General features: G+C 58.7%; 28 protein-coding genes. 12 read left to right on the top strand and 16 right to left on the bottom strand.

Translation table 11 applies throughout. The annotated features are described in order from the left end of the window. Window positions 1–176 precede the first annotated feature (176 nt). Window positions 177–1,355, top strand: coding sequence for a hypothetical protein (locus U6037_RS11500; RefSeq protein ID WP_322846825.1), 1,179 nt, complete (start codon window positions 177–179; stop codon window positions 1,353–1,355). Window positions 1,356–1,562: 207 nt separating this feature from the next. Beyond that, window positions 1,563–2,438, top strand: a complete 876-nt coding sequence (locus tag U6037_RS11495) for a LysR substrate-binding domain-containing protein (RefSeq protein ID WP_322846824.1) — start codon at window positions 1,563–1,565, stop codon at window positions 2,436–2,438. Between the two features lie 300 nt (window positions 2,439–2,738). Here U6037_RS11495 and U6037_RS11490 read toward each other — a convergent pair whose 3' ends face one another. From U6037_RS11490 to U6037_RS11470, 5 genes are all read right to left on the bottom strand, one after another. Beyond that, complete coding sequence (locus U6037_RS11490) at window positions 2,739–4,103, bottom strand: MFS transporter (protein WP_322846823.1); 1,365 nt, start codon at window positions 4,101–4,103, stop codon at window positions 2,739–2,741. Window positions 4,104–4,202: 99 nt separating this feature from the next. After that, window positions 4,203–5,636, bottom strand: coding sequence for an NAD-dependent succinate-semialdehyde dehydrogenase (locus tag U6037_RS11485; protein WP_322846822.1), 1,434 nt, complete (start codon window positions 5,634–5,636; stop codon window positions 4,203–4,205). Further along, window positions 5,633–6,667, bottom strand: coding sequence for an aldo/keto reductase (locus tag U6037_RS11480; protein ID WP_322846821.1), 1,035 nt, complete (start codon window positions 6,665–6,667; stop codon window positions 5,633–5,635). Before U6037_RS11480 ends, U6037_RS11485 begins: the two co-directional genes overlap by 4 nt. Window positions 6,668–6,677: 10 nt before the next feature. Then, a complete protein-coding gene (gene fae, locus U6037_RS11475; protein WP_093437400.1) occupies window positions 6,678–7,190 on the bottom strand; it encodes a formaldehyde-activating enzyme in 513 nt (170 codons plus the stop codon). A gap of 283 nt (window positions 7,191–7,473) precedes the next feature. Further along, on the bottom strand, window positions 7,474–8,679 hold the full coding sequence (locus tag U6037_RS11470) for an NAD(P)/FAD-dependent oxidoreductase (protein ID WP_322846820.1): 1,206 nt from the start codon (window positions 8,677–8,679) through the stop codon (window positions 7,474–7,476). A gap of 292 nt (window positions 8,680–8,971) precedes the next feature. On the opposite strand from U6037_RS11470, the gene U6037_RS11465 reads away from it, so the two are divergent. Then, window positions 8,972–9,520, top strand: a complete 549-nt coding sequence (locus U6037_RS11465) for an RrF2 family transcriptional regulator (RefSeq protein WP_242206278.1) — start codon at window positions 8,972–8,974, stop codon at window positions 9,518–9,520. Window positions 9,521–9,597: 77 nt separating this feature from the next. Here U6037_RS11465 and U6037_RS11460 read toward each other — a convergent pair whose 3' ends face one another. Beyond that, window positions 9,598–9,933 carry a hypothetical protein gene (locus tag U6037_RS11460; protein WP_322846819.1) on the bottom strand — a complete coding sequence of 112 codons (336 nt, stop codon included), beginning with the start codon at window positions 9,931–9,933 and terminating at the stop codon, window positions 9,598–9,600. Window positions 9,934–10,117: 184 nt separating this feature from the next. Here U6037_RS11460 and U6037_RS11455 point away from each other — a divergent pair, with 184 nt between their 5' ends. After that, window positions 10,118–10,357 carry a hypothetical protein gene (locus U6037_RS11455; RefSeq protein ID WP_008085812.1) on the top strand — a complete coding sequence of 80 codons (240 nt, stop codon included), beginning with the start codon at window positions 10,118–10,120 and terminating at the stop codon, window positions 10,355–10,357. Between the two features lie 68 nt (window positions 10,358–10,425). On the opposite strand, the gene U6037_RS11450 is transcribed toward U6037_RS11455, so the two are convergent. Continuing rightward, window positions 10,426–10,623: a DUF2188 domain-containing protein gene (locus tag U6037_RS11450; protein WP_322846818.1), complete on the bottom strand. Its 198-nt coding sequence runs from the start codon at window positions 10,621–10,623 to the stop codon at window positions 10,426–10,428. Between the two features lie 224 nt (window positions 10,624–10,847). Between U6037_RS11450 and U6037_RS11445 the strand changes: the two genes are divergently transcribed. Then, window positions 10,848–11,210: an NUDIX hydrolase gene (locus U6037_RS11445; RefSeq protein ID WP_322846817.1), complete on the top strand. Its 363-nt coding sequence runs from the start codon at window positions 10,848–10,850 to the stop codon at window positions 11,208–11,210. Window positions 11,211–11,214: 4 nt separating this feature from the next. Here U6037_RS11445 and U6037_RS11440 read toward each other — a convergent pair whose 3' ends face one another. The 3 genes from U6037_RS11440 to U6037_RS11430 form a co-directional block, all read right to left on the bottom strand. Further along, a complete protein-coding gene (locus U6037_RS11440) occupies window positions 11,215–11,457 on the bottom strand; it encodes a DUF1652 domain-containing protein (protein ID WP_322846816.1) in 243 nt (80 codons plus the stop codon). Window positions 11,458–11,568: 111 nt separating this feature from the next. Next, complete coding sequence (locus U6037_RS11435; RefSeq protein WP_322846815.1) at window positions 11,569–12,468, bottom strand: polysaccharide deacetylase family protein; 900 nt, start codon at window positions 12,466–12,468, stop codon at window positions 11,569–11,571. A 131-nt stretch (window positions 12,469–12,599) separates the two neighbouring features. Next, window positions 12,600–13,547 carry an ABC transporter substrate-binding protein gene (locus U6037_RS11430; RefSeq protein ID WP_322846814.1) on the bottom strand — a complete coding sequence of 316 codons (948 nt, stop codon included), beginning with the start codon at window positions 13,545–13,547 and terminating at the stop codon, window positions 12,600–12,602. Between the two features lie 293 nt (window positions 13,548–13,840). On the opposite strand from U6037_RS11430, the gene U6037_RS11425 reads away from it, so the two are divergent. The 4 genes from U6037_RS11425 (at window position 13,841) to U6037_RS11410 (ending at window position 16,975) form a co-directional block, all read left to right on the top strand. Then, window positions 13,841–14,821: an aliphatic sulfonate ABC transporter substrate-binding protein gene (locus tag U6037_RS11425; protein ID WP_322846813.1), complete on the top strand. Its 981-nt coding sequence runs from the start codon at window positions 13,841–13,843 to the stop codon at window positions 14,819–14,821. A gap of 61 nt (window positions 14,822–14,882) precedes the next feature. Continuing rightward, the gene (locus U6037_RS11420) at window positions 14,883–15,725 is read left to right on the top strand and encodes an ABC transporter permease (RefSeq protein WP_322846812.1); all 843 of its coding nucleotides are present in this window, start codon (window positions 14,883–14,885) and stop codon (window positions 15,723–15,725) included. 29 nt (window positions 15,726–15,754) lie between these two features. After that, window positions 15,755–16,435, top strand: coding sequence for an SOS response-associated peptidase (locus tag U6037_RS11415; RefSeq protein WP_322846811.1), 681 nt, complete (start codon window positions 15,755–15,757; stop codon window positions 16,433–16,435). A gap of 267 nt (window positions 16,436–16,702) precedes the next feature. Next, on the top strand, window positions 16,703–16,975 hold the full coding sequence (locus tag U6037_RS11410; protein ID WP_322847309.1) for a hypothetical protein: 273 nt from the start codon (window positions 16,703–16,705) through the stop codon (window positions 16,973–16,975). Between the two features lie 47 nt (window positions 16,976–17,022). On the opposite strand, the gene U6037_RS11405 is transcribed toward U6037_RS11410, so the two are convergent. The 4 genes from U6037_RS11405 to U6037_RS11390 all read right to left on the bottom strand — a co-directional run bounded on the left by U6037_RS11405 (window position 17,023) and on the right by U6037_RS11390 (window position 18,388). Further along, window positions 17,023–17,169 (bottom strand): hypothetical protein, encoded by a 147-nt coding sequence (locus U6037_RS11405; protein WP_322846810.1) that lies wholly within the window; start codon window positions 17,167–17,169, stop codon window positions 17,023–17,025. Between the two features lie 63 nt (window positions 17,170–17,232). Next, window positions 17,233–17,544, bottom strand: coding sequence for an AzlD domain-containing protein (locus tag U6037_RS11400; protein WP_322847308.1), 312 nt, complete (start codon window positions 17,542–17,544; stop codon window positions 17,233–17,235). Further along, entirely contained in the window at window positions 17,544–18,242 is a 699-nt protein-coding gene (locus tag U6037_RS11395; RefSeq protein WP_322846809.1) for an AzlC family ABC transporter permease, read from the bottom strand. The genes U6037_RS11400 and U6037_RS11395 overlap by 1 nt, the downstream gene beginning before the upstream one ends. Beyond that, entirely contained in the window at window positions 18,227–18,388 is a 162-nt protein-coding gene (locus U6037_RS11390) for a hypothetical protein (RefSeq protein ID WP_322846808.1), read from the bottom strand. The genes U6037_RS11395 and U6037_RS11390 overlap by 16 nt, the downstream gene beginning before the upstream one ends. 37 nt (window positions 18,389–18,425) lie before the next feature. On the opposite strand from U6037_RS11390, the gene U6037_RS11385 reads away from it, so the two are divergent. Both U6037_RS11385 and U6037_RS11380 read left to right on the top strand, forming a co-directional pair. Next, window positions 18,426–19,361, top strand: a complete 936-nt coding sequence (locus U6037_RS11385; RefSeq protein WP_322846807.1) for a GGDEF domain-containing protein — start codon at window positions 18,426–18,428, stop codon at window positions 19,359–19,361. A 52-nt stretch (window positions 19,362–19,413) separates the two neighbouring features. After that, window positions 19,414–19,788: a DUF2784 domain-containing protein gene (locus U6037_RS11380; RefSeq protein ID WP_242206309.1), complete on the top strand. Its 375-nt coding sequence runs from the start codon at window positions 19,414–19,416 to the stop codon at window positions 19,786–19,788. Here U6037_RS11380 and U6037_RS11375 read toward each other — a convergent pair whose 3' ends face one another. Further along, the gene (locus U6037_RS11375; RefSeq protein WP_322846806.1) at window positions 19,789–20,316 is read right to left on the bottom strand and encodes a DUF3087 family protein; all 528 of its coding nucleotides are present in this window, start codon (window positions 20,314–20,316) and stop codon (window positions 19,789–19,791) included. A gap of 223 nt (window positions 20,317–20,539) precedes the next feature. On the opposite strand from U6037_RS11375, the gene ppnN reads away from it, so the two are divergent. Beyond that, complete coding sequence (ppnN, locus tag U6037_RS11370) at window positions 20,540–21,913, top strand: nucleotide 5'-monophosphate nucleosidase PpnN (protein WP_105704980.1); 1,374 nt, start codon at window positions 20,540–20,542, stop codon at window positions 21,911–21,913. A 207-nt stretch (window positions 21,914–22,120) separates the two neighbouring features. On the opposite strand, the gene U6037_RS11365 is transcribed toward ppnN, so the two are convergent. After that, entirely contained in the window at window positions 22,121–23,521 is a 1,401-nt protein-coding gene (locus tag U6037_RS11365; protein ID WP_322847307.1) for an FAD/NAD(P)-binding protein, read from the bottom strand. Window positions 23,522–23,619 lie beyond the last annotated feature (98 nt).

Genomic DNA, 23,619 nt, shown 5'->3' with positions numbered 1-23,619 from the left:
TCGAAAACCACTGACAAGGCGCAAAGCATCCCATGAGTGTGCCGGACTGTCCTACAGGAATTTGCGAGTAACATGCATTCGATGCAGGTTTGTTCACCGTTTTTATCGTTTGTTCAACACACACCGGATGGCAAAACTGCGCGGCATCTCTAATAAAAACAATCGAGAGCCGCTCCATGCCCTTCTCTGCTTCCTTGCGCTTGCGCAGCACTTCCATCGCTCTGTTCTGCAGCATTGCCGCCCCGGCGATGGCCGTGCAGGTCACCGACAATCTCGATCTGGGCGGCGCCATTCGTGCGCGCTGGGATCTCGACCCGGATCGCGATATTCAGAAGTTCGGCCTCGACACGGTATTCCTCAGCGCCAAGTACAATTCCGACAGCTGGATCGGTGAGGCGCAGTACCGCTTCTACGGTCGCTCCTACCCTTACCAGTACACAAAAAACTACGGCGATATCCAGTTCGCCAAGTTCGCCTGGGCCGGCTACAAGTTCAATCCCGATCAGCAAGTACAAGTCGGCCTGAACACCGTGCCGTTCGGTTTGCAGCCGTACTTCGGCAGTACTTTTTACGAAACCCTCGGCAACGTCATTGGCCTTGAAGAGGTGCAGCAAGTCGGCGCCAAGTACATCCAGCAAAGCGGCGACTGGAACCTCCAGGCCGGCTACTACCTGCGCCCGGCATGGCAAGGCAAAGGCACCAGCAATGGCGTGAGCTATTCCAGCATTGTCTCCGAGGCCGACAGTTACGTGGCTGACGGCAGCGACAACCAGGAACGCGACACGGTGGTGCTGCGCGTGGCCAAGGCACTTGATCTGGGCCCGTGGAAGTCCGAGGTCGGCGTCTCCGGCCTGACTTCAAGCCTGCAGAACCGCGACACCAACAACGATGGCCGGCGCAACGCCGTGGCCATTCACTATCTGGGCAAGAACGGGCCTTGGGGCGTGCAACTGCAAGCGGCGCGGCAGCAGATGTCGCCGCGCAATCCAGGCAGTGATGAAGTAGTGACGTTGGGCGGGTATGACGGTACTTACAATGTCGCCAGTCGCGGCAATCTATACGTCGCGGACTTGAGCTATGACGTGGCGGGCAAATACCTCTTCGATAAGGTCAGCGGGGTCAAGCTTTACGCCAACTACAGCGCCTTCGACAAATCCGCCAGCGGCTTCAAGACATCAGAGCGGATGATCCTCGGCAGCTCGTTTTCGGTCAGCAAACTGTGGGTTGCTGCCGAGTGGCTGTTTGGCCGCAATGATCCGTACATTGGCGGCAGCAGCTATACCCAGAGCCTGGGTGCCGGCGGGCTGGATCAGTGGGAGAACCAGGTGTATGTGAACGTTGGCTACTACTTCTGATCCAGATTGTTCGAATTCATGAAATAGCTATCGCGAGCAGGCTCACTTCTACACTTGGAATGCATTTCAATGTGGGGCCGAGCCTGCTCGCGATGGCGCCGGCACAAACAACCCTTGCATCAAACCCTGCGCAATAGTCAGATACCCCCTACAAACAAAACCTACAAAAACAAACCGAGCCAAACGCTCGATCGGGGTTCTGCCTCCATGCGTCAACTGCCCTCCCTCAACACCCTGCGCGTGTTCGAAGAAGTCGCGCGTCATCGCAGTTTCAGCCAGGCCGCACTCGGCCTGAACGTCACCCAGGGCGCAGTCAGTCGTCAGATCAAACAGCTCGAAGACTACCTCGGCGTCGCCCTGTTCGTGCGCACCCCGCAAGGCCTGTCGCTGACCGAAGCCGGCAGCAACCTCAAGCCGCATCTGGCCGAAGCCTTCGATCATATGGAACGCGCCCTGCAAGCGGTACGCGTGCCCAATCTGCGCCAGCGCCTGCGCGTACTCGCTCCGCCCACCTGGGCCACGCGCTGGCTGTCGCCACACCTGCGCGCGTTCTGCCAGCGCTACCCGGACATCAGCCTCAGCGTGACCAATCAGGCCAGCCACGACAGCCTCGCGGAAATCGACTGTCACATCCGTTTCGGTCTCGCGGCATCCACCCAATGCGCCAGTCAATTGCTGGTGATGGAGCGGCACATCGCCGTGGCCAGTCCAGAACTGTTCAATGGCGATCAAGCGCCGGATCTGCGCGAGTTTCCATTGCTGCACATCCTGCATGACGGCAAGCGTCTGAAGGTCTGGGAAAACTGGCTGGCGGCGATGGGTCGTGAAGATATCGAGGCGGGACAGGGGCTGGAATTCAGCACGCTCGATCAGGTGATCCACACCGCGCTGGCCGGTGGCGGACTGGCGGTGATTGATCGGCAGATGATCGAGAAGGAACTGGCCAATGGCAGCCTTGTGCCGATCACTCCGATTGAAGTGATCGGGCCTTACGGCTACTGGCTGGATGTGGCGAATGACAAGCAGGGATTGTCGAAGGTGAAGCTGTTTACTGACTGGCTGAGTCTGGTGAGTAACCCCTGAAAGAGCCCCTCACCCTAGCCCTCTCCCGGAGGGATAGGGAACTGACCGAGGTGATTATTCGAACTACGCCGACCTGAGATACCGAGTCGAACGTAGATTTTGAATACTACATAGATCGCCCCCCCTTTCCCCCTCGCCCCACAAAGGAAGAGGGAACTGGCCGGGGTGAATGTATGGGGGACACCGATCTGAAATCTCGAGTCGAACGCAAATGTTGAAAGCCACAAAGATCGGCCCCCTTTCCCCCTCGCCCCTCTGGGGAGAGGGCTGGGGTGAGGGGGAGGTTTTAAGCCTTACACATCAAATCGGCGTGGCGACTTTACTCACGACAATCGCCCCCCCCTCCACCGGATTCTGCGCCTTGCACGCCTGGCTCAACGTCAGCGACTTGGTCTCCGGCGCCCACGCCCACGACAGCCATGCGCCAATCGCCAGAATCGCCGCGAGAATGCCCATGGTCGGACTCAAGCCGATCCCGGCCACACTCACCGGCAACAGAAACGTACTGACGGCCGAACCCAAGCGACTCACTGCCGTTGCCAGCCCGATACCACTGGCGCGAACCTCAGTCGGAAAGCTCTCGGCCGGAAACACCCCGACCAGATTGCTCACCGCCGACAGCACCAAGGTGAACAGGCCAAACACCAGCACCATCAGCCACGCCGCACTGCCCGGCAGTACCGCCAGCAGAAACAACGCCACCGCCAGAATGATGAACGAGTTGATGAGGAAGCCGCGCCGGGTGAATTTGATCGTGCACCAGATGCCGATCAGCGCGCCGAGGATCAGCAACATGTTCAACATCAACTCAGTGCCGAAGCCTTCGGCCAGGCCCATCTTCTGCAGGATCGACGGCAGGAACGTATAGATGGCGAAGTACGGCATCACGATGCACACGAAAAACAGGCAGTTGAACGCCGTGCGCTTGCGATATTCACGGCTGAACAGCACCGCATAACCCGATCGGGTTTCCGTGGAGCGGGTTTCGTCGAGTTCAACGTTGTCACCCAGATGCTTTTTGACGATCGCCCGTGCCTCGGCGATGCGCCCCTGATTGACCAGCCAGCGTGGCGATTCCGGCGTGCCGATGCGCGCGATCAGAATTAACGCTGCAGGGATTGCCGAGGAGGCCAGCATCCAGCGCCAGGCGTCATCGCCAAGGCTGAGCATTGCGGTGCCAACGAAGGTCGCGGCAACATAACCAAAGGTCCAGATCACGCTGAACGAACCCAGCAAAACGCCGCGATGTTTCTTCGGCGAGAACTCGGCCAGCATCGCGTGGCCGACGCTGAAGTCGCCGCCCAAGCCGATGCCGATCAGCACTCGGCAAAGAAACAGACTCATCGCTGTTTCGACATAAAACTGCATCACCGAGGCCACGGTGATCAGCACAAAACTGACCAGAAAGATTTTCTGCCGGCCGACCTTGTCCGAGATCCAGCCGAAAAACAGACTGCCGAGAAACAGCCCGATCAATGCCGACGCGCCGATCAATCCTTGCCAGAACGCGTCCAGTTGCATTTGCGGGCTGAGCAAGGTGAAGGCGATGCCGATCAGGCCAAGAATGTAGCCGTCGGTGAAGTGCGCGCCGAAGGTCAGACCGGCGATCTTGATGTGGAACCGGCCGATCGGCAGGTCGTCGATTTTTATGGGTTGAGCGGACATGTTCGTCTCCAATTGTTGTTATTGACGGAGAAACCGATTGCTCTTGCTTGTTTGTATGTGGGAGCAAGTCTGCTCCCACAAAGGGATTTTCGTTGAGGGTTACAGACCCCCCATCAACAGATATTTGATCTCCAGATAGTCATCCAGCCCGTACTTCGAACCTTCGCGGCCGAGGCCCGATTCCTTGATCCCGCCGAACGGTGCCACCTCGGTGGAGATGATCCCTTCGTTGATCCCGACCATGCCCGCCTCCAGCCCTTCGGCCATGCGCCAGACCCGGCCGATGTCGCGGCTGTAGAAGTACGCCGACAAACCGAATGGCGTGTCATTGGCCCGTGCCAGCACTTCGGCCTCGTCCTTGAAACGGAAGCAAGCCGCCACCGGGCCGAACGTTTCGTCCTGGGCAATCAGCATGTCGCCGTTGACTTCGGTAAGGATGGTCGGCTCATAGAACGTACCGCCCAAGGCGTGGCGACGGCCGCCGCACAACAGCGTCGCACCCTTCTCTAGAGCATCGCTGACATGGCTTTCGACCTTGGCCAGCGCCGCACTGTTGATCAGCGGCCCCTGTTCGGTTTCACCGTCCAGCGCATTGCCGACGCGCATCGCCGCCACCGCTTCGGCGAGCTTGCCGGTGAAGGCCTCGTAAACGCCGTCCTGAATAAAGAAGCGATTCACACAGACGCAGGTCTGCCCGGTGTTGCGGAACTTCGAGGCCATCGCGCCTTTGACCGCAGCATCCAGATCGGCATCGTCGAAGACAATGAACGGCGCGTTGCCACCCAGTTCCAGCGAGACTTTTTTCAAGGTGTCGGCAGCTTGGCGCATGAGCAGTTTGCCGGTGCGGGTTGAGCCGGTGAACGACAGTTTGCGCACAATACTGGACGCCTGCAGCGCGCCACCGATGGCGAAGGCATCGCCGGACACGATGTTGAACACGCCGGCCGGAATCCCTGCTTGCTCGGCCAATACGGCCAAGGCAAATGCCGACAGCGGCGTCTCTTCCGAAGGCTTGAGAATCATCGTGCAGCCCGCCGCCAGCGCCGGGCCGACTTTGCGGGTGACCATCGCCAACGGGAAGTTCCACGGGGTGATCGCCGCGACCACGCCGATGGCTTCCTTGACCACAATGATCCGCGCATCGGCCTTGTGACTCGGGATCACATCACCGTAGGCACGCTTGGCTTCTTCGCCAAACCACTCGAGAAAACTCGCTGCGTAAACCACTTCGCCCATGGCCTCGGCCAGCGGCTTGCCTTGTTCGCGGCTGAGCAACGTGGCCAGATCTTTCTGGCTGGCGAGCATCAACTCGCTCCAGCGCTTGAGGCGTTGACTGCGTTCCTTCGCGGTCAATTTGCGCCACGCCGACAGTGCGCGGTGGGCAGCGTCGATGGCGAGGTTGGTCTCTTCGGCGCCAGCCTTCTGCACCTCAGTGATCAGCTCGCCGTTGGCCGGATTGCGCACCTGATAGGTCGCACCGCCCTGCCCCCACTGGCCGTCAATAAAGTTGCCGTGTCGGATCAAATCGCTCATGCCACCGCTCCCTGCAAAGTGAACCGCTCCAGCCCCGGACGCGCCGAGCGCAGGATGCGTTTACCGGCGGTGTAGTCGTTGATCACATCGCAGGGGGTGTAATTGCGCTCCAGTTCATACAGCTCATCAGCATCAAGTCGGGTCTCGAGTGCAGCCAATGCGCTGTCGAATTGCGCGGTGGTGTCAGCGCCAACCAGCATGCAGTCAACACCCGGATGATTGGCCACCCACGCCTGGGCGATCTGCGCATTCGATACACCGCGAGCACGGGCTACGCGCTGCACCGAGTGGGCGATTTCGAACGAGGCTTCGTCGCTGTACATCTGCTGAGTGAAGAAGTCGGTCTGGTTACGGGTCGACTGCACGTCGCCAGTCAACAGACCGCGCGCCAAGGGACTGAACACCGAAACGCCAATCCCCTGATCGCGGCAGAACGGAATCATCTCGCGCTCTTCTTCGCGGTAAGCGCAGTTCAGTTGCAGCTGCATGTTGATCGGCTTGACCCAACCGTTGCGCTCGCAGGCCATGAGGATTTTCGCCAGTTGCCCGGTGAGCATGGTCGACACGCCGATGTAACGTGCCTTGCCCGAGCGCACGATGTCGTTCAGCGCGCCCATGGTTTCTTCGACCGGGGTGTTCACATCGAAGTAATGCAGCATGAACACATCGACGTAACCCATGTCCAGACGCTTCAGCGAAGCGTCGATGCTGTCCATGATGTGCTTGCGCGAATGGCCGCTGGCATTGATGCCGCTGCGGGTGCCGTAACCGACCTTGGTGGTGATCACCAGGTCTTCGCGGCGGGCCAGACGCTTGACGATGCGCCCGACCACTTCTTCGCCGACACCGGCGGAATAGAAGTCGGCGAGGTCGATGAAATTCACGCCGTTATCCAAGGCGTGGGCGACGATCGGCTCGCTCTGTTTTTCGTTGAAGATCCACGGTTTCCAGTCCGGCGTGCCCATGTTCATCGTGCCCAGGCACAGACGCGAAACCTGCAGGCCGGAGTTGCCCAAACGGATGTATTGCATGGCGTCGACCTCAGGCTTTTGGCGTGTAGAAAGGGTTGCTGATGTGCGCAACGACATCTTTCAATTGCGCAGTTTCCGGCTTGCCGGTCAGGGCCGCGCGGATCGCCGTGCGGCAGGCGTTGTAGTTGTTCAGGTACACCGCGTCGAGGTCGTCGCAAGCCGGATTGACCCAGTTCGCGGTGACGATCGCCCACTCGTCTTCGGCTTCCGGCGGCAGCGTGCCGTCGAGCAGCGCTTCGAGCACGGCTTTGGCGATCCCGGCTTGCGAGGCACCCCACGTGGCGTTGCCGTGCAGGTCGCTGCTGATGGCGGCTTTGTTGACGTACAGGGTCATCGGCTTGACCGGGATGTTCGGTTGCGCGATCACCATGAACGGGCAGTGGCCCTGGCTAGGCGATGCGAGGCTGTTGGCGAACGCCTGCCCCGCCGGGCCATTGCGCGGGCCGATCAGAATATTGATGTGTGCGGCGTTCACGCCCGGGCCTTCGAAACCTTCACCGATGTACAGGTCGAGTTCTTTCATCAGTCATTACTCTTGTGCGATACGAGGGATGTTCGATAGCTCACGCAGGCCGGGCGGCGAGCGCGGTCAATAACAGGCGCGGGGAGAGACGGCGGAAGAAACGGGACATGGCTGCAAACGCTCTCTGGTTGTTATTGATGAGCTGTGTTTGCGATTTTTTAACACCGGGGCTGGAGCCGGCCGTAACCATTAAAAATCATGGGGCAATGAGTTTTAGTCATAGCCCTTTTGCGAGTGCAAAAAAATCCCGCTCAGGGAGCGGGATCGATTGAGGCGGAGTTTGTTACGCGACCACAGGAATCAGCGGATCAGCCGCCGCCAATGCGCTAACGCGATCAGCCGCCGGCGGGTAGATCCACTGGGTGTTGATCTGCGTCTTCAGGGTTTTGCCTTCCTGCTTGACCAGCTTCACCTGACGATCCCAGCCTTCGGTGTACACCGCGCCCCAGGCGCCGAGGTCCAGGCAGGTGACGTATTTCGGCTGGCTGTACGGTGTCGGGTCGACACCAAGAATCTGCGCTGCGACGTTGTTGCCGGCGTGCCGGCCCAGCGAGATCGCGTGCTGGCAGGTCATCAGTGCATAGTTGCCGATGTTGTCGGTGGCGGCGTAAGCGACATCGCCGGTGGCGAAGATGTCGTCCTGACCGATGACTTTCAGGTGCGCGTCGACGTGCAGGCGACCTTGCTTGTCACGTTCAGCGGGAATCTGCTCGGTCAGCGAACTGGCGCGTACACCGGTGGTCCAGACCACGGTTTTCGCTTCGATGTGCTGACCATCCGAAAGCGTCACGCCGTTGGCATCCACCGACTGTACCGACACAGCCAAACGCCATTCAACGCCCAACGCTTCGCTGGCTTCGAGAATCGATTGGCTGATCTCTTCGCCCATCGACGCGCCGATCTTCGCGCCGCGATCAACGATGATCACCTTGATATCCGCCTGCTCACCAAGAATCTCGCGCAGTCGCCCCGGCATCTCGGTGGCCGTTTCAATCCCGGTAAAACCACCGCCAGCTACGACCACCGTGTTGCGTGACTTGCTGTCAGACTGATCTTTCAGGGCTTTCAGATGGGTCTCCAGTCGAATCGCCGCTTCGATCTGGTCAACGTCAAAGGCGTATTGAGCGACACCCGGCGTGGCCGACTGTGCCAGACCGCTGCCGCTGGCCAGAACGAGTTTGTCGTAGTGGAACACTTGCTCGCCGCCCGCAGCATCGGAGTAACCGACGGTTTTGTTCGCCACGTCGATGGTTTCCGCCGCGCCCTTGATGAAGTGAACGCCGACTGCTTCGAACAGTTCATGCAGCGGTGCGGCCAGTTGATGCGCATTGGGTTCATAGAAACGTGGACGCACGCGCAGCTCGGCTTGCGGTGCGAGTACGCTGATTTCGACGTCGTTGCGATTGTGCAGGTCGACCAGACGCGTAGCGCTCAACGCCGACCACATGCCGCCAAACCCGGCGCCGACAATCAGAATCTGCTGCTTCATTGTGTTTCTCCAGAAAACGCCCAGCGATTGAAAGAGGTGAAATCGAATTTGTCGTGAGCCAGTCATCCCGACTCGATAGCGCCGACTCTATTGGTCGGATATAAAATCAACAAGTCAGATTATCCGATAGGTTTGATCGGATTTACAGATATCAAATCCAACTCGATGCTGCAGCGATCTCTGGTATTTGCAAGTGAAACAGCTGATATTCATGACGCTCTACCGAATCGAGCGGATTGCCGGGGACCGATCAGGCTGGTAGTATTTACGACAAATCAAGTCGGACTTATTTATGTCTCTCTACAGTGCAGGCGTCGAATACGGCATCCACTGCCTGGCTTTTCTGGTCACCAGCAACGGCGATACCCGTGAGGCCAGCGTGCGTGACCTCGCGGAATTGCAAGGCGTGCCTTTGGAATACCTGGCAAAAATTTTTACCAAACTGGCCAAGGGCAAACTGGTGGTGGCTTCAGAAGGCGTGCGCGGCGGATTCAGCCTGGCGCGGCCGGCCGATGAAATCAGCCTGCTCGACATCGTTAACGCCATCGACGGGCGCAAGAATATTTTCGAGTGCCGCGACATTCGCGGACGCTGTGCGTTGTTTGACGGCAACCCGCCAGAGTGGGCCGTCGACGGCACTTGCTCGATTCACGGCGCAATGATGACCGCGCAAAAACGCATGGAAGAAGCCCTCGCCCAACAGACCATCCTCGACATCGCAAGGAAGGTCGGACGCAAGGCACCGAAAGAGTTCGGTCAGCAAGTGGAAGACTGGATGCAGGATCGGCGGGAGAAAAAGGGCAACGTCGGCAGCATCCCGCTCACCGACATTTCCGACTGACGTAGCGGTTGGTAAAACCTCAAAAAAAAGCAGAAACCGTTTAACCGGTTTCTGCTTTTTTGTTTCTGAAAAAATGCTTACAGGCAGTCACGTACCGATTGGCGCAACGAACCGGACTTCGCCCACGGCGGCCCCTGATACAACGAAACCCGGCTGCCGTTCTTGTATTTGACGATATCGAGAATTTCATCGGCCGTGATGATGCTTGGCGCGGTGATGCGATAGCCGTTGGAAATCGAGGTCTGCGAGGTTTTGGCGACGTCCTTCTGCCACAACGGTAATACACACGCGGCATAGTCCTTGGGTGCCTTGTCACTGGTCTTGCTGACATTCGGCTCACCCGGCACCAACGACGCCGGCAACGAGCAACCCGCCAACAGGGCCAACGCCAACGTCCCGATCCATATCCGCATAGTGTTTTCCTGATCTGAAAAAAGTGAATGTAGCGCGTAACCCGGCGCACATCCATCGTGGCACCGCGCCCTTGGCGCAATCTGCACAACTTTTCACAACCGCTGGGCGTACTGACGAATGCGCTTTGTCCATCGCCTGAAAATGCGACTACTCTTTTCTACCGAGAATGTTCTGGAGGTGATCATGCGGCTCAATGAATACGAACACGAACTTCAACGCGACCTGCAAAGCGTCGCATCGGACTTGAGATGGTCGGCGGTCGACCTGAAACGTATCGCCGAACAACTGCGCAAATCCGGCAACGAGGCGGATGCGCAAACCGTGCTGAGATCCTGCGAGGTGCTGCAAAGTGATGAAGAACGGTTGCAGTTGTATGCCAAGGAAGTGAAAGCCCGCGCCATCAGCCGAACCAAGGTCCACTGAGACCTGCATCCCTTCCCCCAAACAAAAGCCCCGACAAGTGCCGGGGCTCTTTCATTGCAGCCGTTCAGTCAGTGGCTTTTGTGACTTTGCATGCGCGTCGAGTGCTTTTTGTAGCCGGGCAATGCGGCGGCATAGGCCAGCGCCTCTTCCCGGCTGCAAAACGACGCCAGCCGATCGCCCTGGGTGCAAACCCGCCATGGGCCATTGTTCACGCTAAGCACGTCATAGCCGTTCATGTGCATCTTGTTCAACATCGGCATGCTCATGGACACCTCCATTTTCGCTAACGGTCAGATCCAGCTTCACGCTTTTACCTTACACCCTCATCCACGCGAATGGCCGACCGGGTGTCGCCAGCCCGGCGGTCAAGGATCCGGCACTTTTCCCGGAAACCAACTCTCCAAATCCCCATGAAACCTTTCCCTCAAGGCCCGGCTCAAATATTGCAGTTTTATTTCTATTTTGTGACAGGCAGTAACGCAGGTAACAGATGAAAGTACGTGCAACCGTTATATGCGAACAGGATCGCCACATTCTCCTGGTGCGCAAACCCCGCTGCCGCTGGACATTGCCCGGCGGCAAGGTCGAGCCAGGGGAAACCCGGGCGCAGGCTGCCATGCGCGAATTGCAGGAAGAAACCGGCCTGGAGGCCGAAGATGTCTTGTATGTGATGGAACTGCAGAGCGGCAGCACGCAGCATCATGTTTACGAAGCGTCGGTGCAGGACTTTGAGCAGGTGCGCCCGCAAAACGAGATCATCGATTGCATCTGGCATCCGCTGGACGCGGTGGGCAATCTGAACACCAGCGAAGCGACGTTGCGCATCGTTCAAGCGTTTCAACGGCGTTTGTGAGGCGTTAGCCAGCGAAAGCTCGGCGGCCCGCGCTCATTTCAGTGCGTAATTCACCGATGAAGTTGGAAATGTCACGGATCGTGACGAGGTGTTCCGGGGAAACGCCATTGAGCAGCAATTCGACGCGCCCGCTGTCTGGCTCATAAACCTTTATTTGCAGCAGACCCTGCGTGCCGGGAATGCAATCGCACTTGAACGCAGGAAAGCCGGACTCGACAATCCGGCAGATATCGTCAATGGCAAGCATGAGTGAACGCCTCACAGGCGATGATTCGGTCGACTCGTAGAGCATAGGTGAGCAATTTGCATCTTGCTCGACACAAAAATGCCAAGTTCATCACAACTTCCGACCTCGTCCTCAGTGCGCATCGTGATCCCAGATCCAGTTCCATATCCCCGGCAAACTCACCGACTCCGAGCTGTTTTCAACCGTGCGCGCCAACGCGGCTTTCTCCAGTGCAGCGTGATCATCGTAGAAAGGTTTGTCTGCCAGCCGCACGCCCGTGGCGGCGGCGCTATCCAGCAGAATCTGCAGGTATTCGCGCGTGTGCCGCGCGGTATAGCGGTTCAGATCATGAAACGTCACCACTACCGGAATAACGCCGTCCACGCTCGGCAATTCGCCAAGGGCAATACGTTCACGGACTTCCGACAACTGCCGCAGCATGTTTGCCCGACGTCGCGGGCTGGCGTTGAAGCCCCAGATCTTGCCGTCATTGGCGCTTAAATCGGTGAGCAAAACGTGCAAGCCGTGCTGCTGATAGGCCGCGAAGGTGCGTTTGTCGTAATTCCAGAACGGCGGGCGTAGCAGTTTCGGCGGCGCACCGGTGATGGCGGCGATATCGGCTGTGCCGTTGCTCAGCGATTCTTCAAGCTGTTGTGGGTCGAGCGAGCGATGATTGGTGTGCCAATGGGTCGCCGTGTGAAACGCGAGGATGTGCCCCTCATCATGTTCACGTCGCATGATGCTGCGACCGATGTCACTGTTGCCCGCTCGCGGAGCACGCGTCTGAACGAAGAACACCGCTTTGATACCCGGCTGCAGCGGATTGTCTTTGAGACTGTCGAGTACCGCGGCCGACGGATTCCACAAACCCGAAGCGCTGGGGCCGTCGTCGAACGTCAGCAGAAAACGCACCGGCGCCTGGGTCTTCAGCCGTGTTTCGGTTTGCGCGGTCATTTCTATCGGGGCGGCGATGCAACCGGCCAGCCCGAGAACAATGAACGCTGCACAAAGAAGTTTGAATCCGGAGGTCATGTTTTGCCTTGAGCACGGCGGCTGCCGTCATGTTGTCGATTGGCAAAACTCCCTCGCCCTTATCCATCCCTGCGCTCCGATCCGTGAGCCGAGGTTGGATAAGGTACACAGGGTTTGGTTCCGGCGCTCGCTCAGTGCGTCAATGCCTGCTGAAAAGACCTGTCGATAATCCCTGCCGTGGCCAACGGGGCCGGCAGCGCTTTCACTTTGAACAGGAAGTCGGCAGTGCTTTGCAGGTCCGTCGCAGCCTGCTGATCCACCGGCCCGACCGTCATGTGCGCCTGCCGCAACCAGTGCCGCGACACTTGTTGGTCGAGATTGGCTTTCTTTGCCCACAAATCGGCGTACTCATCGGTGTGGCTGTCGACCCAGGCCCGCGCCAGTTTCAACCGACCGAGAAAATCCGCAATGGCGGCACGCTTGCTGTCGATGGACGGCGTCGACGCCGCGATCGCGCTGAGCCCCGGCATCAGATTCTTTGCGGTCAGGATTGGTCGCGCGCCGGAGAACACGATCTGCTGGGAAATGTACGGTTCCCACACCGGAAAGGCGTCAATGCTGCCCTGTGGCAAAGCGGCGGCGGCATCGATCGGCATCAGCTTGACGAAGTCGACATAGTTGTCCGGCAGACCGACCTGCTCAAGAGCACGCAAGGTCAACTGCTGACTCCAGGCACCGGGCCAGTAGGCGACCTTCTTGCCTTTCAGGTCGGCGATGGTTTTCACCGGCGAATCCTTCGGCACCAGCAACGCGATGGTCTCCGGATTCTGCCGCGAGACGCCGATCAGTTTCACCGGCGCCTGCTTGGCGGCCAGAAACAAAAAGCCGGAATCACCTAGAAAGCCGAGATCCAGCGAGCCGGTCTGCAAGGCTTCGGCCAAGGGTGCTGCGGCCTGGAAGTGTTTCCAGTCGACGGTATAAGGCGCGTCTTTCAACACGCCGGAGGCCTCCACCGACGCACGGATGTTGTAGTAGTTCTGATCGCCGACATGCAGGACCAATGGCTCGGCTGCGTAGGAAAGCGGCGAGGTAAACAGCGCTGCGAATAGCGCATTGCGTAGGAAACGAGAAAGCTTCATGGGCTGACCTGCAGAGGGAAATTGCATAGACCATAACGCTGTTATTTCTCGGTTTGAAATTCCATTAATGCATAAGCTCATCACTCTCGATGCCGGCTGTTCGCGGGCCAACAGTGGCGAACCACACTGTTGGCCATGCAACAGCTGAAATCCTGCCTCCAGCCGTAAAACCCTTATAAACCGGCACTTACAAGCACATGGCACAGAGCCTGCAATATTCCATTCATGCAGGAAGCATTCGATAAAAATACCTTTTTGGACATAAGAAACCTGTGCCTTTGCCGGAGCGCCCCATGACATCGTTCTTTGCTCATTTCAAAACACTGCTGGCCGCCAGCGCGATGCTGCTGAGTCTGCAACCGTTCGCCCACGCGACTGAGACCGCGCCAGCGGAAGTGCATCTCGACTACGCCTATTACTCGCCGGTCAGTCTGGTGCTCAAGCACTTCGGCTTCCTCGAAAAGGCCTTGCCGCAAACCAAAGTCAGCTGGGTACTGAGCCAAGGCAGCAACCGTTCGCTGGAATACCTCAACAGTGGCGGCGTGGATTTCGCTTCCAGTGCCAGCCTCGCGGCCGTGCTGAGTCGGGCCAATGGCAGCCCGATCAAATCCGTCTACGTCTACAGCCGCGCCGAATGGACAGCCTTGGTGGTGCGCAAGGATTCGCCGTACCAGACCGTCGCTGACCTGAAGGGCAAAAAGATTGCCGCCACCAAAGGCACCGACCCGTATCTGTTCACCCTGCGCAGCCTGCAACAGGCCGGGCTGAAAAAAGACGATGTCGAACTGGTCCATCTGCAACACCCGGATGGCCGCACCGCGCTGGAAAAAGGCGATGTCGACGCCTGGGCCGGACTCGATCCGCACATGGCCGCCAGTCAGGTGCAGGCCGGTTCGCGCCTGCTCTACCGCAACCCGGCGTTCAACAGTTACGGCGTGGTCAGCGTCACCGAGCAGTACGCCAAGGAACACCCGCAGACGATCGACACCGTGATCAAGGCCTATGAACAGGCGCGCGACTGGGCCTTGAAAAACCCCGATGAATTCGCCGCCCTGTTGGCCAAGGAATCCGGTCTGCCGCTGGACGTGGCCAAGTTGCAACTGTCACGCACCGACCTGAGCAGCCCGCAACTGACCCGTCAGGACATCAGCGCCTCCAAGGCAGCCGCGCCGATTCTGCTCTCCGAGGAATTGGTGCGCCGTGGGGTGAATGTCGATCAAGTCATCGATCAATTGCTCGACAGCGGTGTGCAGCAAGCCGTCGCCCACCAGTAATCGATCAGTCTCACGATAAATCCGCGCCTGTCGCGGATTTGTCGTGAGCGGAGCCAGGATCATGACCACTCACAGCAAAGACTTGCCCGCGCCACTTGCCGTACCGCGCCAGCGTCCTGCGAGTTTGAATCCGACATGGCAGCGCCGCGGCAAAGGCCTGGCACTGCCGTTGCTGATCATCGTCGCACTGGAAATTATCGTACGCATCGGTTGGCTGCCGTCCTACCAGATGCCAGCGCCGAGCGAGATCGCCTTGACCCTCACCGACCTCGCCGAAGGCGCATTGTGGAAGCATATTGGCGCCAGCCTGATTCGGGTGTTGCTGGGTTTTGCCATTGGCGCCAGTCTGGCATTGGTGTTTGCTGCCTGGGTCGGTTTGAGCCGTGAAGCCGAGGCCTATCTGGAGCCGACGTTCGCCGCCCTGCGCTCGATTCCGAGCCTGGCCTGGGTGCCTCTGCTGCTGTTGTGGCTGGGCATCGATGAGACGTCGAAAATCGTCTTGATCGCCATCGGCGCGTTTTTTCCGGTGTACGTCAACGTCGTCGCGGCCATTCGCAACATTGATCGCAAACTGGTGGAAGTCGGCCGCATCTACGGCTTCAGCCGCCTGCAACTGGTACGACGGATCTTGCTACCGGCCGCCCTGCCCGGCCTGTTCACCGGGTTACGCAGCGGCATGAGCCTGGCGTGGATGTTTCTCGTCGCGGCGGAGTTGATCGCGGCGACCAAGGGCCTGGGTTACCTGCTCAGCGACGGTCGGGAAACCTCGCGACCGGACATCGTGCTGGCCGCGATCATCGTGCTCGCCTTGCTCGGCAAACTCAGTGACGGCTTGCTGGCCATGCTCGAACGTCGCTGGTTGAAATGGCGCGACACGTTCACCGGTCAGGACGCCAGCGACTAAGCTGAAATATCCCACCGGAGATTCAGCCCATGTGCGGAAGACTCTCGCAGTACCGTGGCATTCACGACTTTGTCGCGGTGCTGAGCATTCCCGACGCGTTGATCAATCACGTCGGCGATGCATCGCTTGATCGCTACAACGCGGCGCCGACCACCGCGCTGGCCGTCCTGCATCAACAAGGGCAACAGCTGCATGCCGACAATCTGCGTTGGGGCTGGCGCCCGCACTGGGCCAGGGATCGCCCCGCACCCATCAATGCCCGGGTGGAGAAAGTCGCCCATGGCCGGTTCTTTCGGGCGATCTGGCACCATCGCTTGATTGTGCCGGTCGATAACTGGTTTGAATGGGTCGACGCCGAGGACAAAACCCGCCAACCATGGCTGATCCGTCGCGCGGATCACGGGCCAGTATTCTGCGCGGCCATCGGACAATTTCCGACAGCCGAAACGGCGGCTCGGGATGACGACGGTTTCGTCATCATCACCGCCGATGCCGCTGGCGGCATGCTCGATATCCATGATCGCCGACCGGTGGTGTTGCGCGCAGATCGGGTGCACGAATGGCTCGATCCAGCGACGCCCATCGAGCGTGCCGAACAAATGTTGCTGTTCGAAGGTGAAGGCAGCGAAGTGTTCGAGTGGCACAAAGTCGGCAAAGCTGTCGGTAACTCGCGCAATCAGGGCGCCGAATTGATTGAACCCGTCACCTAAATATTTCCCCGAGCGGCACGTTATTAAAAAACGACCAAAGCTTTGAATCCACAGCGTTACACCGGGTGTTTCAACGACGAAACACCGATGATGAAACAGACGTTCGAATGAACTAACCGCCTGTCTGACATTTCAACCGTCATACATACATTTAGAAGCACTACGGATAGCATGCGCGCCGCATTTCCGATTGGTATACCAGTTGACCAAAGAGTCAACAAATCAGGAATTCCCCCACAACTTCTACAAGCCTTGCAGAGAAATAAGTTGCGCGACGATTTTGCAATCAAACAGGTCAGCGGCCTGGAGTGTATTTATCTGTCGATGACAGAACGCTTTGAACTCGACTGTTTTATCGGCCACTACATCAAGACCCGAAACCTGCGTACCGTTCCCGATATCGAACGCACCCTGCGCACCACCCTCGAAGCGTATCCCGGCCACCCGCCGGTGATGGTCAACGAGCTCAATGCCTGGATCGACCGAACCTTGGGATTTCGGGCCTCACACCCCGATTTCACGCAGCTGGACGATCTTTGAAACCACGAAAAAGCCCCGCAAATGCGGGGCTTTTTCGTATAAATCAATTAAAACTTGCGATCCGGATCTGACAGCTCCCGGCCGTCATCATGCTTCCAGGTTTGCTCCTTGTGCTTCTCCCGCTCTATTTCCTCCTCAGTCGGTTCATCAGCCTCTTGCTCATCCGTCTCTGGATGCTTTTGCTCAGTCGCCATGCGCACCTCCTTTTATCAGTAAACCGTCATCCCTAAAGCGTAGAACAGTTTCAAGCGGACCACTTACAACCACCAGCGCAGCAGAAAGAAGAACGCCATGCTCAGCAACATGCTGAGCAAAGTGCTGCGCGTATATATCACCAGTGCGATCGCGACCAGTGAACTAAGCAGATACGGGTTATCCCACTGCAGATTCAGCTGTTTGTCGGGCATGAAGACAATCGGCCCGCAAATGGCGGTGAGCATTCCGGGAACCGCAAACCCGAGAAACTGCCGCGCATTGCTACTTAAACGTAGCGGTAAACGCGGCTCGAGAAACACGTAGCGGTTGAGAAAAACCAGAATCCCCATGCCAAAAATAACGGCCCAAACCATCATGTGCGCTCCCGATACAGCTTGTTGCAGATAAACCCGGCGGTCATGCCGGCCAGCCCGGACAACACCAGTGCCGAGCCCCATTGCCAGTAACTGAACAACACCGAGCAAAACAGCGACACCGCCACACACACCACCGTCGGCACGTTACGCACCACCGGCGTGATCAACGCGATAAACGTGGCGGCAATTGAAAAGTCCAGCCCCAGATGCTCAAGCCCCGGAATGCTGCTACCGAGGACAATGCCGGCCAGGGTGAACAGATTCCACGCGAGGTAAAACGTCAGGCCGACGCCCAGCGCATACCAGCGATTGAACTGCTGACGGTCATGCTGACTGGTCAGCGCAAACAACTCATCGGTGAGCAAAAAGCCCAAACCGATTCGCCAGCGCCCCGGCAGCGGTGAAATCACTGAGCGCATGCTCATGCCATACAGCAAGTGCTGCGACGTCAGCAGCAACGTGGTCAGCAGAATCGAGAAAATCCCGGCGCCGCCCTTGAGCATGCCGATCGCAACCAATTGCGCGGCACCGGCAAACACGATGCTCGACAGACCTTGACCTTGCAGCGGCGTGAGATTGGCTTCGATCGCCATGGAACCGGCCAGCAGCCCCCACGGCGCGGTGGCCAGAGACAACGGCAGGATCGCCACAGCGCCACGAAGGAACGCACTGCGTGGCATTACTGAGTCAGACATAAACGTTCTTCAACCAGGAAAACGGTCGGCGACTGTGCCAGCAAATTCGCCTTTCTGGCTTGAACAATCTTGCGCACTTGTGGGAAATCAGCCGAATGCAACCGTTCATCGGCAAGCCGCTTGCAACCGGGGATGGCCAACAACATGCTGGCGCTGCATTTTCCCACGAGACCATGCCCTGCCATGACCGCCATCGACAGCGACGTGTACAAGACTCTGCTGGAATCGACCAAAGCCATCCCGTGGCGAATCGACTGGAAAACCATGACCTTCAGCTACATCGGCCCGCAGATCGAAACCCTGCTCGGCTGGCAGCAGGACAGTTGGGTCGGGGTCAACGACTGGGTCGAGCGCATGCACCCGGATGATCGCGATTACGTGGTGGAGTTTTGTGTGTCGCAGTCGCGTGCCGGGGTCGACCACGAAGCCGATTATCGCGCCCTGACCAGCGCCGGCGAGTACGTGTGGATTCGCGATGTTGTACACGTGGTGCGCAAGGACGGCGAAGTCGAAGCGCTGGTCGGGTTCATGTTCGATATCAGCGAGCGCAAGAAGACCGAAGAACACCTGATCCGCCTGCAGAAACAACTGGAAGAGTATTCGTTTCAGGATGGTCTGACCGGCATTGCCAACCGGCGCATGTTCGACACCGTCCTCGAACGCGAATGGCTCAACGCCCAACGCACGGGATTGCCGCTGTCTCTGCTGATCCTCGATATCGACTACTTCAAGCAGTACAACGACCATTACGGCCACATCAAAGGTGACGAATGCCTGCGCCAGGTGGCCAAGACCCTGGCGCTGGCGGCCAATCGTCCTCGGGATTTCATCGCTCGGATCGGCGGTGAAGAATTTGTCTGGCTGCTGCCGGAAACCGATGCCGAATCGGCGCGTCTGGTCGCCCGAAAATGTCTGCACCTGATCCGCCAACAGCAGATCGCTCATGCTCAATCACCCGTGTCGTCGCTGGTGAGTCTGAGCCTCGGCGTGGGCACTACGCAGGCGAGCGCCGAAAGCGATCCGCTGCAGTTTGTCGAGCGCGTCGACAAACTGCTCTACCAGGCCAAGCACAACGGTCGGATGCGCGCGGAATTCGCTGATTTTCGTACTGACGATTAATCCACTGACCGGCGTAACATAGCGCCATTCACAATCGCGTCAGGGAGACGACATGCTGTACCGAATCGCAGCCGACGGGCTGGTGCTGTTTCATTTGTCATTTATTTTGTTCGTGCTGTTTGGTGGGCTGCTGGTGCTCAAATGGCCACGTTTGATGTGGTTGCATTTACCCGCCGCCACCTGGGGCGTGATGGTCGAGGTGCTGCACCTGACCTGTCCGCTGACTTACTGGGAAAACCTCATGCGCCACGCCGCCGGGCAGACCGAATACGCTGGCGGTTTCATCGAGCACTACATCTGGCCGGTCATCTACCCGGCCGGGCTCACTCCGCAGATTCAACTGGCGCTCGGCAGCGTGGTGCTGGCGGTCAACCTGCTGGTCTACGGCCGTTTGATCCGCTCGTGGAGGCTGCGTCGAGCGCTGTAATCAGCGCCGCGTCTGCTTCAAGGTTTCCAGCCAGGCCGGATCCAGACGCGTCTGCTCAGTGTCGAGACCCAGCGCCTGCATGCGTTCCTTGTGCGCTTCGACTTCGCGCCACAGTTGCCCGTGATCGCTGGAGTTGCCGTCCAGTTCGTGCATTTGTGTCAGCCCGAGATGGTAGAAGCGCAGCACCTTCATCGCCGTCGGATCATTCTGCTCCACCGCCGCCGTCACCTGATGCATCACATTGGTGATGCTCATCAGGCTGCGCTTGAGCCGCCAGCTGTATACCGCTGGCGCCATCCAGGTCTGATTCCAGAAGCGTCCGCGCAGTAATGCCGCAGTCAGCAGAAATGCCAGAAAAACCCCGCCGACATTGAAGCGCAGGTTATCGCCGCCAGGTTCGCCGAACAGCGCCACCGCCACGCTCGAGAACAACATCGCCAGCACTAGAAACAGCACGGCGATGATGATCGTGCTGCGTCGGGTCTGCTGGCGAAAGGTAGCGGCATCCATCGGCTGAATCTCGAACATCACAAATGACTTCCTTGAGCGACAAAAGGGGTAACTGAAAAAACCGGCCGGCGCATTATCGCCTCTGCGACGGATTTAGCTATGCTGGGGCTCCTCTTCATCTTTTCAGCGTCCAAAGGGGACATGGCGGTATAGCGCAGATCGTGCCATCTTCATTCATGGATACACACTATTCGGATGCCATTGCTCAGCTTCGTGATGACATCGTTTTAAGGATCATTGCATGACCCAACGACACGTAATCAACGCCTCGGTCAGCCCAAAAGGCAGCCTGGAAACCCTTTCTCAACGTGAAGTTCAGCAACTGAGCGAAGCCGGATCCGGCAGCACCTACACCCTCTTCCGCCAGTGCGCCCTGGCCATCCTCAACACCGGCGCCCATGTCGATAACGCCAAGACTATCCTTGAAGCCTACAAGGACTTCGAAATCCGCATTCACCAACAGGATCGCGGCGTACGCCTGGAGCTGCTGAACGCTCCGGCCGACGCCTTCGTCGACGGCGAAATGATCGCCAGCACCCGTGAAATGCTTTTCAGTGCCCTGCGCGACATCGTCTATACCGAAAACGAACTCGACAGCCAACGCATCGACCTGACCACCTCGCAAGGCATCAGCGACTACGTTTTCCACCTGCTGCGCAATGCGCGCACTTTGCGTCCAGGCGTCGAGCCAAAAATCGTCGTGTGCTGGGGCGGTCACTCGATCAACACCGAAGAATACAAATACACCAAGAAAGTCGGCCACGAACTCGGCCTGCGCAGCCTCGACATCTGCACCGGTTGCGGCCCGGGCGTGATGAAAGGCCCGATGAAGGGTGCAACCATCGCCCATGCCAAACAGCGCATCCACGGTGGTCGCTACCTCGGTTTGACCGAGCCAGGCATCATCGCCGCTGAAGCGCCGAACCCGATCGTCAACGAGCTGGTGATCCTGCCGGACATCGAAAAACGTCTGGAAGCGTTCGTGCGGGTTGGCCACGGCATCATCATCTTCCCGGGTGGCGCCGGTACGGCTGAGGAGTTCCTTTATCTGCTCGGCATCCTCATGCACCCGGACAACGCAGGGCTGCCATTCCCGGTCATCCTCACCGGGCCGAAACATGCCGCGCCGTATCTGGAACAGCTCGACGCCTTTGTCACCGCGACCCTCGGTGAAGCGGCCAAGCAGCATTACGAAATCATCATCGACGACCCGGCCGAAGTGGCGCGGCAGATGACTCAGGGGCTGAAAGCGGTGAAGCAGTTCCGTCGCGAGCGCAACGACGCGTTCCACTTCAACTGGCTGCTGAAAATCGACGAAGGCTTCCAGCGTCCGTTCGATCCGACCCACGAAAACATGGCCAACCTGAAACTGCACCGCGACCAGCCACCGCACGAACTGGCGGCGAACCTGCGTCGGGCGTTTTCCGGCATTGTCGCCGGCAACGTCAAGGACAAGGGCATTCGCCTGATCGAAGAACACGGGCCATACCAGATCCGTGGTGATGCGGCGATCATGCAACCGCTCGATGCGCTGCTCAAAGCCTTCGTCGCCCAGCACCGGATGAAACTGCCGGGTGGCGCGGCGTATGTGCCATGTTATCGAGTGGTGGCATAACCCTTTCGGTTAGCACGCAACAAATGTAGGAGCGAGCCTGCTCGCGATAGCGGTACATCAGTCACCTTTTATATCGACTGAATCACCGCTATCGCGAGCAGGCTCACTCCTACAGGTGCTGCGGTGTGGCACAAATGGTGTTTTCAAACTGAATCCCCTGTGGGAGCGAGCCTGCTCGCGAAGAGGCCCGAAAGAACACCATCAACCTTATCCCACCAATCGCGCCGCCAGAACCTTCGCCTGCAACGCCACATCCGTCACCGCCGTACTCTCCCACCACATCCCGCGCAATGGCGGCCCCATCGCAAACAACCGCCCAGCCGCAACCCCCTCGGCATCCAGCACCGCGCCATCCACGGTTGCCGCGATCCCCAACGCCAATGGTCCCGGTTGCACCAAGCCACGCGCCAATAACTGCTGCGGCAATGGTCGCGCCACCCGACGCCAATCGTACTCAATACCACTGGAGTTGATCAGCGCGGCACCCTGCACTACGCAAGTTTCAGACTCACCGCGACGGCGAATACGAATACTCACGTCACGTTCGGCACTCGGCTCAAGCCCTTTGAACGAAGCTGCCTGAATCCGCAGTCGCCCTTCTTTGTGCAATCGCTCAACCAGCTTCGCGCTCAACGGCGGCGAACGGTGATGATGACTTTCCCACCACGGCCGCACATGCCGTACGAATTGTCGACGCTGCACGTCAGTCGCCTGACTCCACAACCGGGCGATGTGTACCCGAACCGTGTCCAGCGGCGCCTGCCAATCGATGCCTTGGGCCATGGCGTCACGACACTGCCGGCGTAATTCGCGCAGCAACTGGCGTGGCGTACGCAAGCTGTAATCGCTGCCAAGAAAGTCGATCCAAACCGGCGGTTGTCGGCGCACGTGGGGCAGCAAGCCATGTCGGGAAAATACTTCGATCAGCCCGCGATGCCCGGCCTGTTCCAGCGAGACCACGGCATCGACCATGGTCAGGCCGGAGCCAATGATCATCACGGTGGATTGCGGATCAAGCTGGCGCATGGCCGCGACATCCCAGGGATCGAGCGCGGCGGCGTTGAGGCCACTGGAAGCTTTCTGCGGGGTTCGTGCGGCCGGGAACATTCCGGTCGCCAAAACCGCGCGGCTTCCGCGCAATGACTGACCATCGCTCAACTTCAACTGCACCGAATCGGCCTCGGCTTGCAGATCGACGACTTCCGCACAAATGTGCTCAACGCTTGAGCCATTCTGTGCCCCGACTCTGCGCGCCTCGGCCAGACGCTGCTGCACATAGACGCCAAACAATCCACGCGGCGGAAACAGCTCGCTGACCGGCACATCCTGCTCGGCCGATTCTGGCCAGCCACCGCCGGCAATGTGCTCAGTCAGCCATTGCGTCAGATCATCAGGATTATCCGGATCGACGCTCATGCGCGCCGCATTGCCATTGAGCGTGTGCCCCAACTCGACCGCGCTGTACGCCTCGCCCCGTCCCAGTTCGGCGCGCGGCTCGATAAGCAGAATCTTGCGATGGCCAGGCAGCCGCAATAATTGCACCGTCAGCATCGTGCCGCTGAGGCCGCCGCCGATGATCAGAATGGATTCTCCCCGTTCAGCAGCCATTTTCAGTACGCTCGGTATGTTATTCACGCCATCTCGCAAAATTGAATTCCAATCAATAATCGGCGATTTGGCCAAAAGCGAGATGTCAAGAAAAAGCC

Origin of the sequence: Pseudomonas sp. B33.4 (genome assembly GCF_034555375.1) — a bacterium.
Taxonomy (GTDB): Bacteria; Pseudomonadota; Gammaproteobacteria; order Pseudomonadales; family Pseudomonadaceae; genus Aquipseudomonas.
The sequence above is the reverse complement of the archived record's forward strand: the minus strand, read 5'-3'. Positions and strand labels throughout refer to the sequence as shown.

What these genes read in the sequence shown, in the direction of transcription:
- ppnN (WP_105704980.1), top strand. Translation starts at nt 20,540, where the DNA reads ATGACCCAACGACACGTAATCAACGCCTCGGTCAGCCCAAAAGGCAGC.
- U6037_RS11405 (WP_322846810.1), bottom strand. Translation starts at nt 17,169, where the DNA reads ATGGCGACTGAGCAAAAGCATCCAGAGACGGATGAGCAAGAGGCTGAT.
- U6037_RS11420 (WP_322846812.1), top strand. Translation starts at nt 14,883, where the DNA reads ATGACCACTCACAGCAAAGACTTGCCCGCGCCACTTGCCGTACCGCGC.
- U6037_RS11380 (WP_242206309.1), top strand. Translation starts at nt 19,414, where the DNA reads ATGCTGTACCGAATCGCAGCCGACGGGCTGGTGCTGTTTCATTTGTCA.
- U6037_RS11500 (WP_322846825.1), top strand. Translation starts at nt 177, where the DNA reads ATGCCCTTCTCTGCTTCCTTGCGCTTGCGCAGCACTTCCATCGCTCTG.
- U6037_RS11400 (WP_322847308.1), bottom strand. Translation starts at nt 17,544, where the DNA reads ATGGTTTGGGCCGTTATTTTTGGCATGGGGATTCTGGTTTTTCTCAAC.
- U6037_RS11390 (WP_322846808.1), bottom strand. Translation starts at nt 18,388, where the DNA reads ATGTTGTTGGCCATCCCCGGTTGCAAGCGGCTTGCCGATGAACGGTTG.
- U6037_RS11465 (WP_242206278.1), top strand. Translation starts at nt 8,972, where the DNA reads ATGTCTCTCTACAGTGCAGGCGTCGAATACGGCATCCACTGCCTGGCT.
- U6037_RS11460 (WP_322846819.1), bottom strand. Translation starts at nt 9,933, where the DNA reads ATGCGGATATGGATCGGGACGTTGGCGTTGGCCCTGTTGGCGGGTTGC.
- fae (WP_093437400.1), bottom strand. Translation starts at nt 7,190, where the DNA reads ATGAAAGAACTCGACCTGTACATCGGTGAAGGTTTCGAAGGCCCGGGC.
- U6037_RS11385 (WP_322846807.1), top strand. Translation starts at nt 18,426, where the DNA reads ATGACCGCCATCGACAGCGACGTGTACAAGACTCTGCTGGAATCGACC.
- U6037_RS11490 (WP_322846823.1), bottom strand. Translation starts at nt 4,103, where the DNA reads ATGTCCGCTCAACCCATAAAAATCGACGACCTGCCGATCGGCCGGTTC.
- U6037_RS11425 (WP_322846813.1), top strand. Translation starts at nt 13,841, where the DNA reads ATGACATCGTTCTTTGCTCATTTCAAAACACTGCTGGCCGCCAGCGCG.
- U6037_RS11485 (WP_322846822.1), bottom strand. Translation starts at nt 5,636, where the DNA reads ATGAGCGATTTGATCCGACACGGCAACTTTATTGACGGCCAGTGGGGG.
- U6037_RS11450 (WP_322846818.1), bottom strand. Translation starts at nt 10,623, where the DNA reads ATGAGCATGCCGATGTTGAACAAGATGCACATGAACGGCTATGACGTG.
- U6037_RS11440 (WP_322846816.1), bottom strand. Translation starts at nt 11,457, where the DNA reads ATGCTTGCCATTGACGATATCTGCCGGATTGTCGAGTCCGGCTTTCCT.
- U6037_RS11415 (WP_322846811.1), top strand. Translation starts at nt 15,755, where the DNA reads ATGTGCGGAAGACTCTCGCAGTACCGTGGCATTCACGACTTTGTCGCG.
- U6037_RS11375 (WP_322846806.1), bottom strand. Translation starts at nt 20,316, where the DNA reads ATGTTCGAGATTCAGCCGATGGATGCCGCTACCTTTCGCCAGCAGACC.
- U6037_RS11445 (WP_322846817.1), top strand. Translation starts at nt 10,848, where the DNA reads ATGAAAGTACGTGCAACCGTTATATGCGAACAGGATCGCCACATTCTC.
- U6037_RS11395 (WP_322846809.1), bottom strand. Translation starts at nt 18,242, where the DNA reads ATGTCTGACTCAGTAATGCCACGCAGTGCGTTCCTTCGTGGCGCTGTG.
- U6037_RS11435 (WP_322846815.1), bottom strand. Translation starts at nt 12,468, where the DNA reads ATGACCTCCGGATTCAAACTTCTTTGTGCAGCGTTCATTGTTCTCGGG.
- U6037_RS11480 (WP_322846821.1), bottom strand. Translation starts at nt 6,667, where the DNA reads ATGCAATACATCCGTTTGGGCAACTCCGGCCTGCAGGTTTCGCGTCTG.
- U6037_RS11495 (WP_322846824.1), top strand. Translation starts at nt 1,563, where the DNA reads ATGCGTCAACTGCCCTCCCTCAACACCCTGCGCGTGTTCGAAGAAGTC.
- U6037_RS11455 (WP_008085812.1), top strand. Translation starts at nt 10,118, where the DNA reads ATGCGGCTCAATGAATACGAACACGAACTTCAACGCGACCTGCAAAGC.
- U6037_RS11365 (WP_322847307.1), bottom strand. Translation starts at nt 23,521, where the DNA reads ATGGCTGCTGAACGGGGAGAATCCATTCTGATCATCGGCGGCGGCCTC.
- U6037_RS11470 (WP_322846820.1), bottom strand. Translation starts at nt 8,679, where the DNA reads ATGAAGCAGCAGATTCTGATTGTCGGCGCCGGGTTTGGCGGCATGTGG.
- U6037_RS11430 (WP_322846814.1), bottom strand. Translation starts at nt 13,547, where the DNA reads ATGAAGCTTTCTCGTTTCCTACGCAATGCGCTATTCGCAGCGCTGTTT.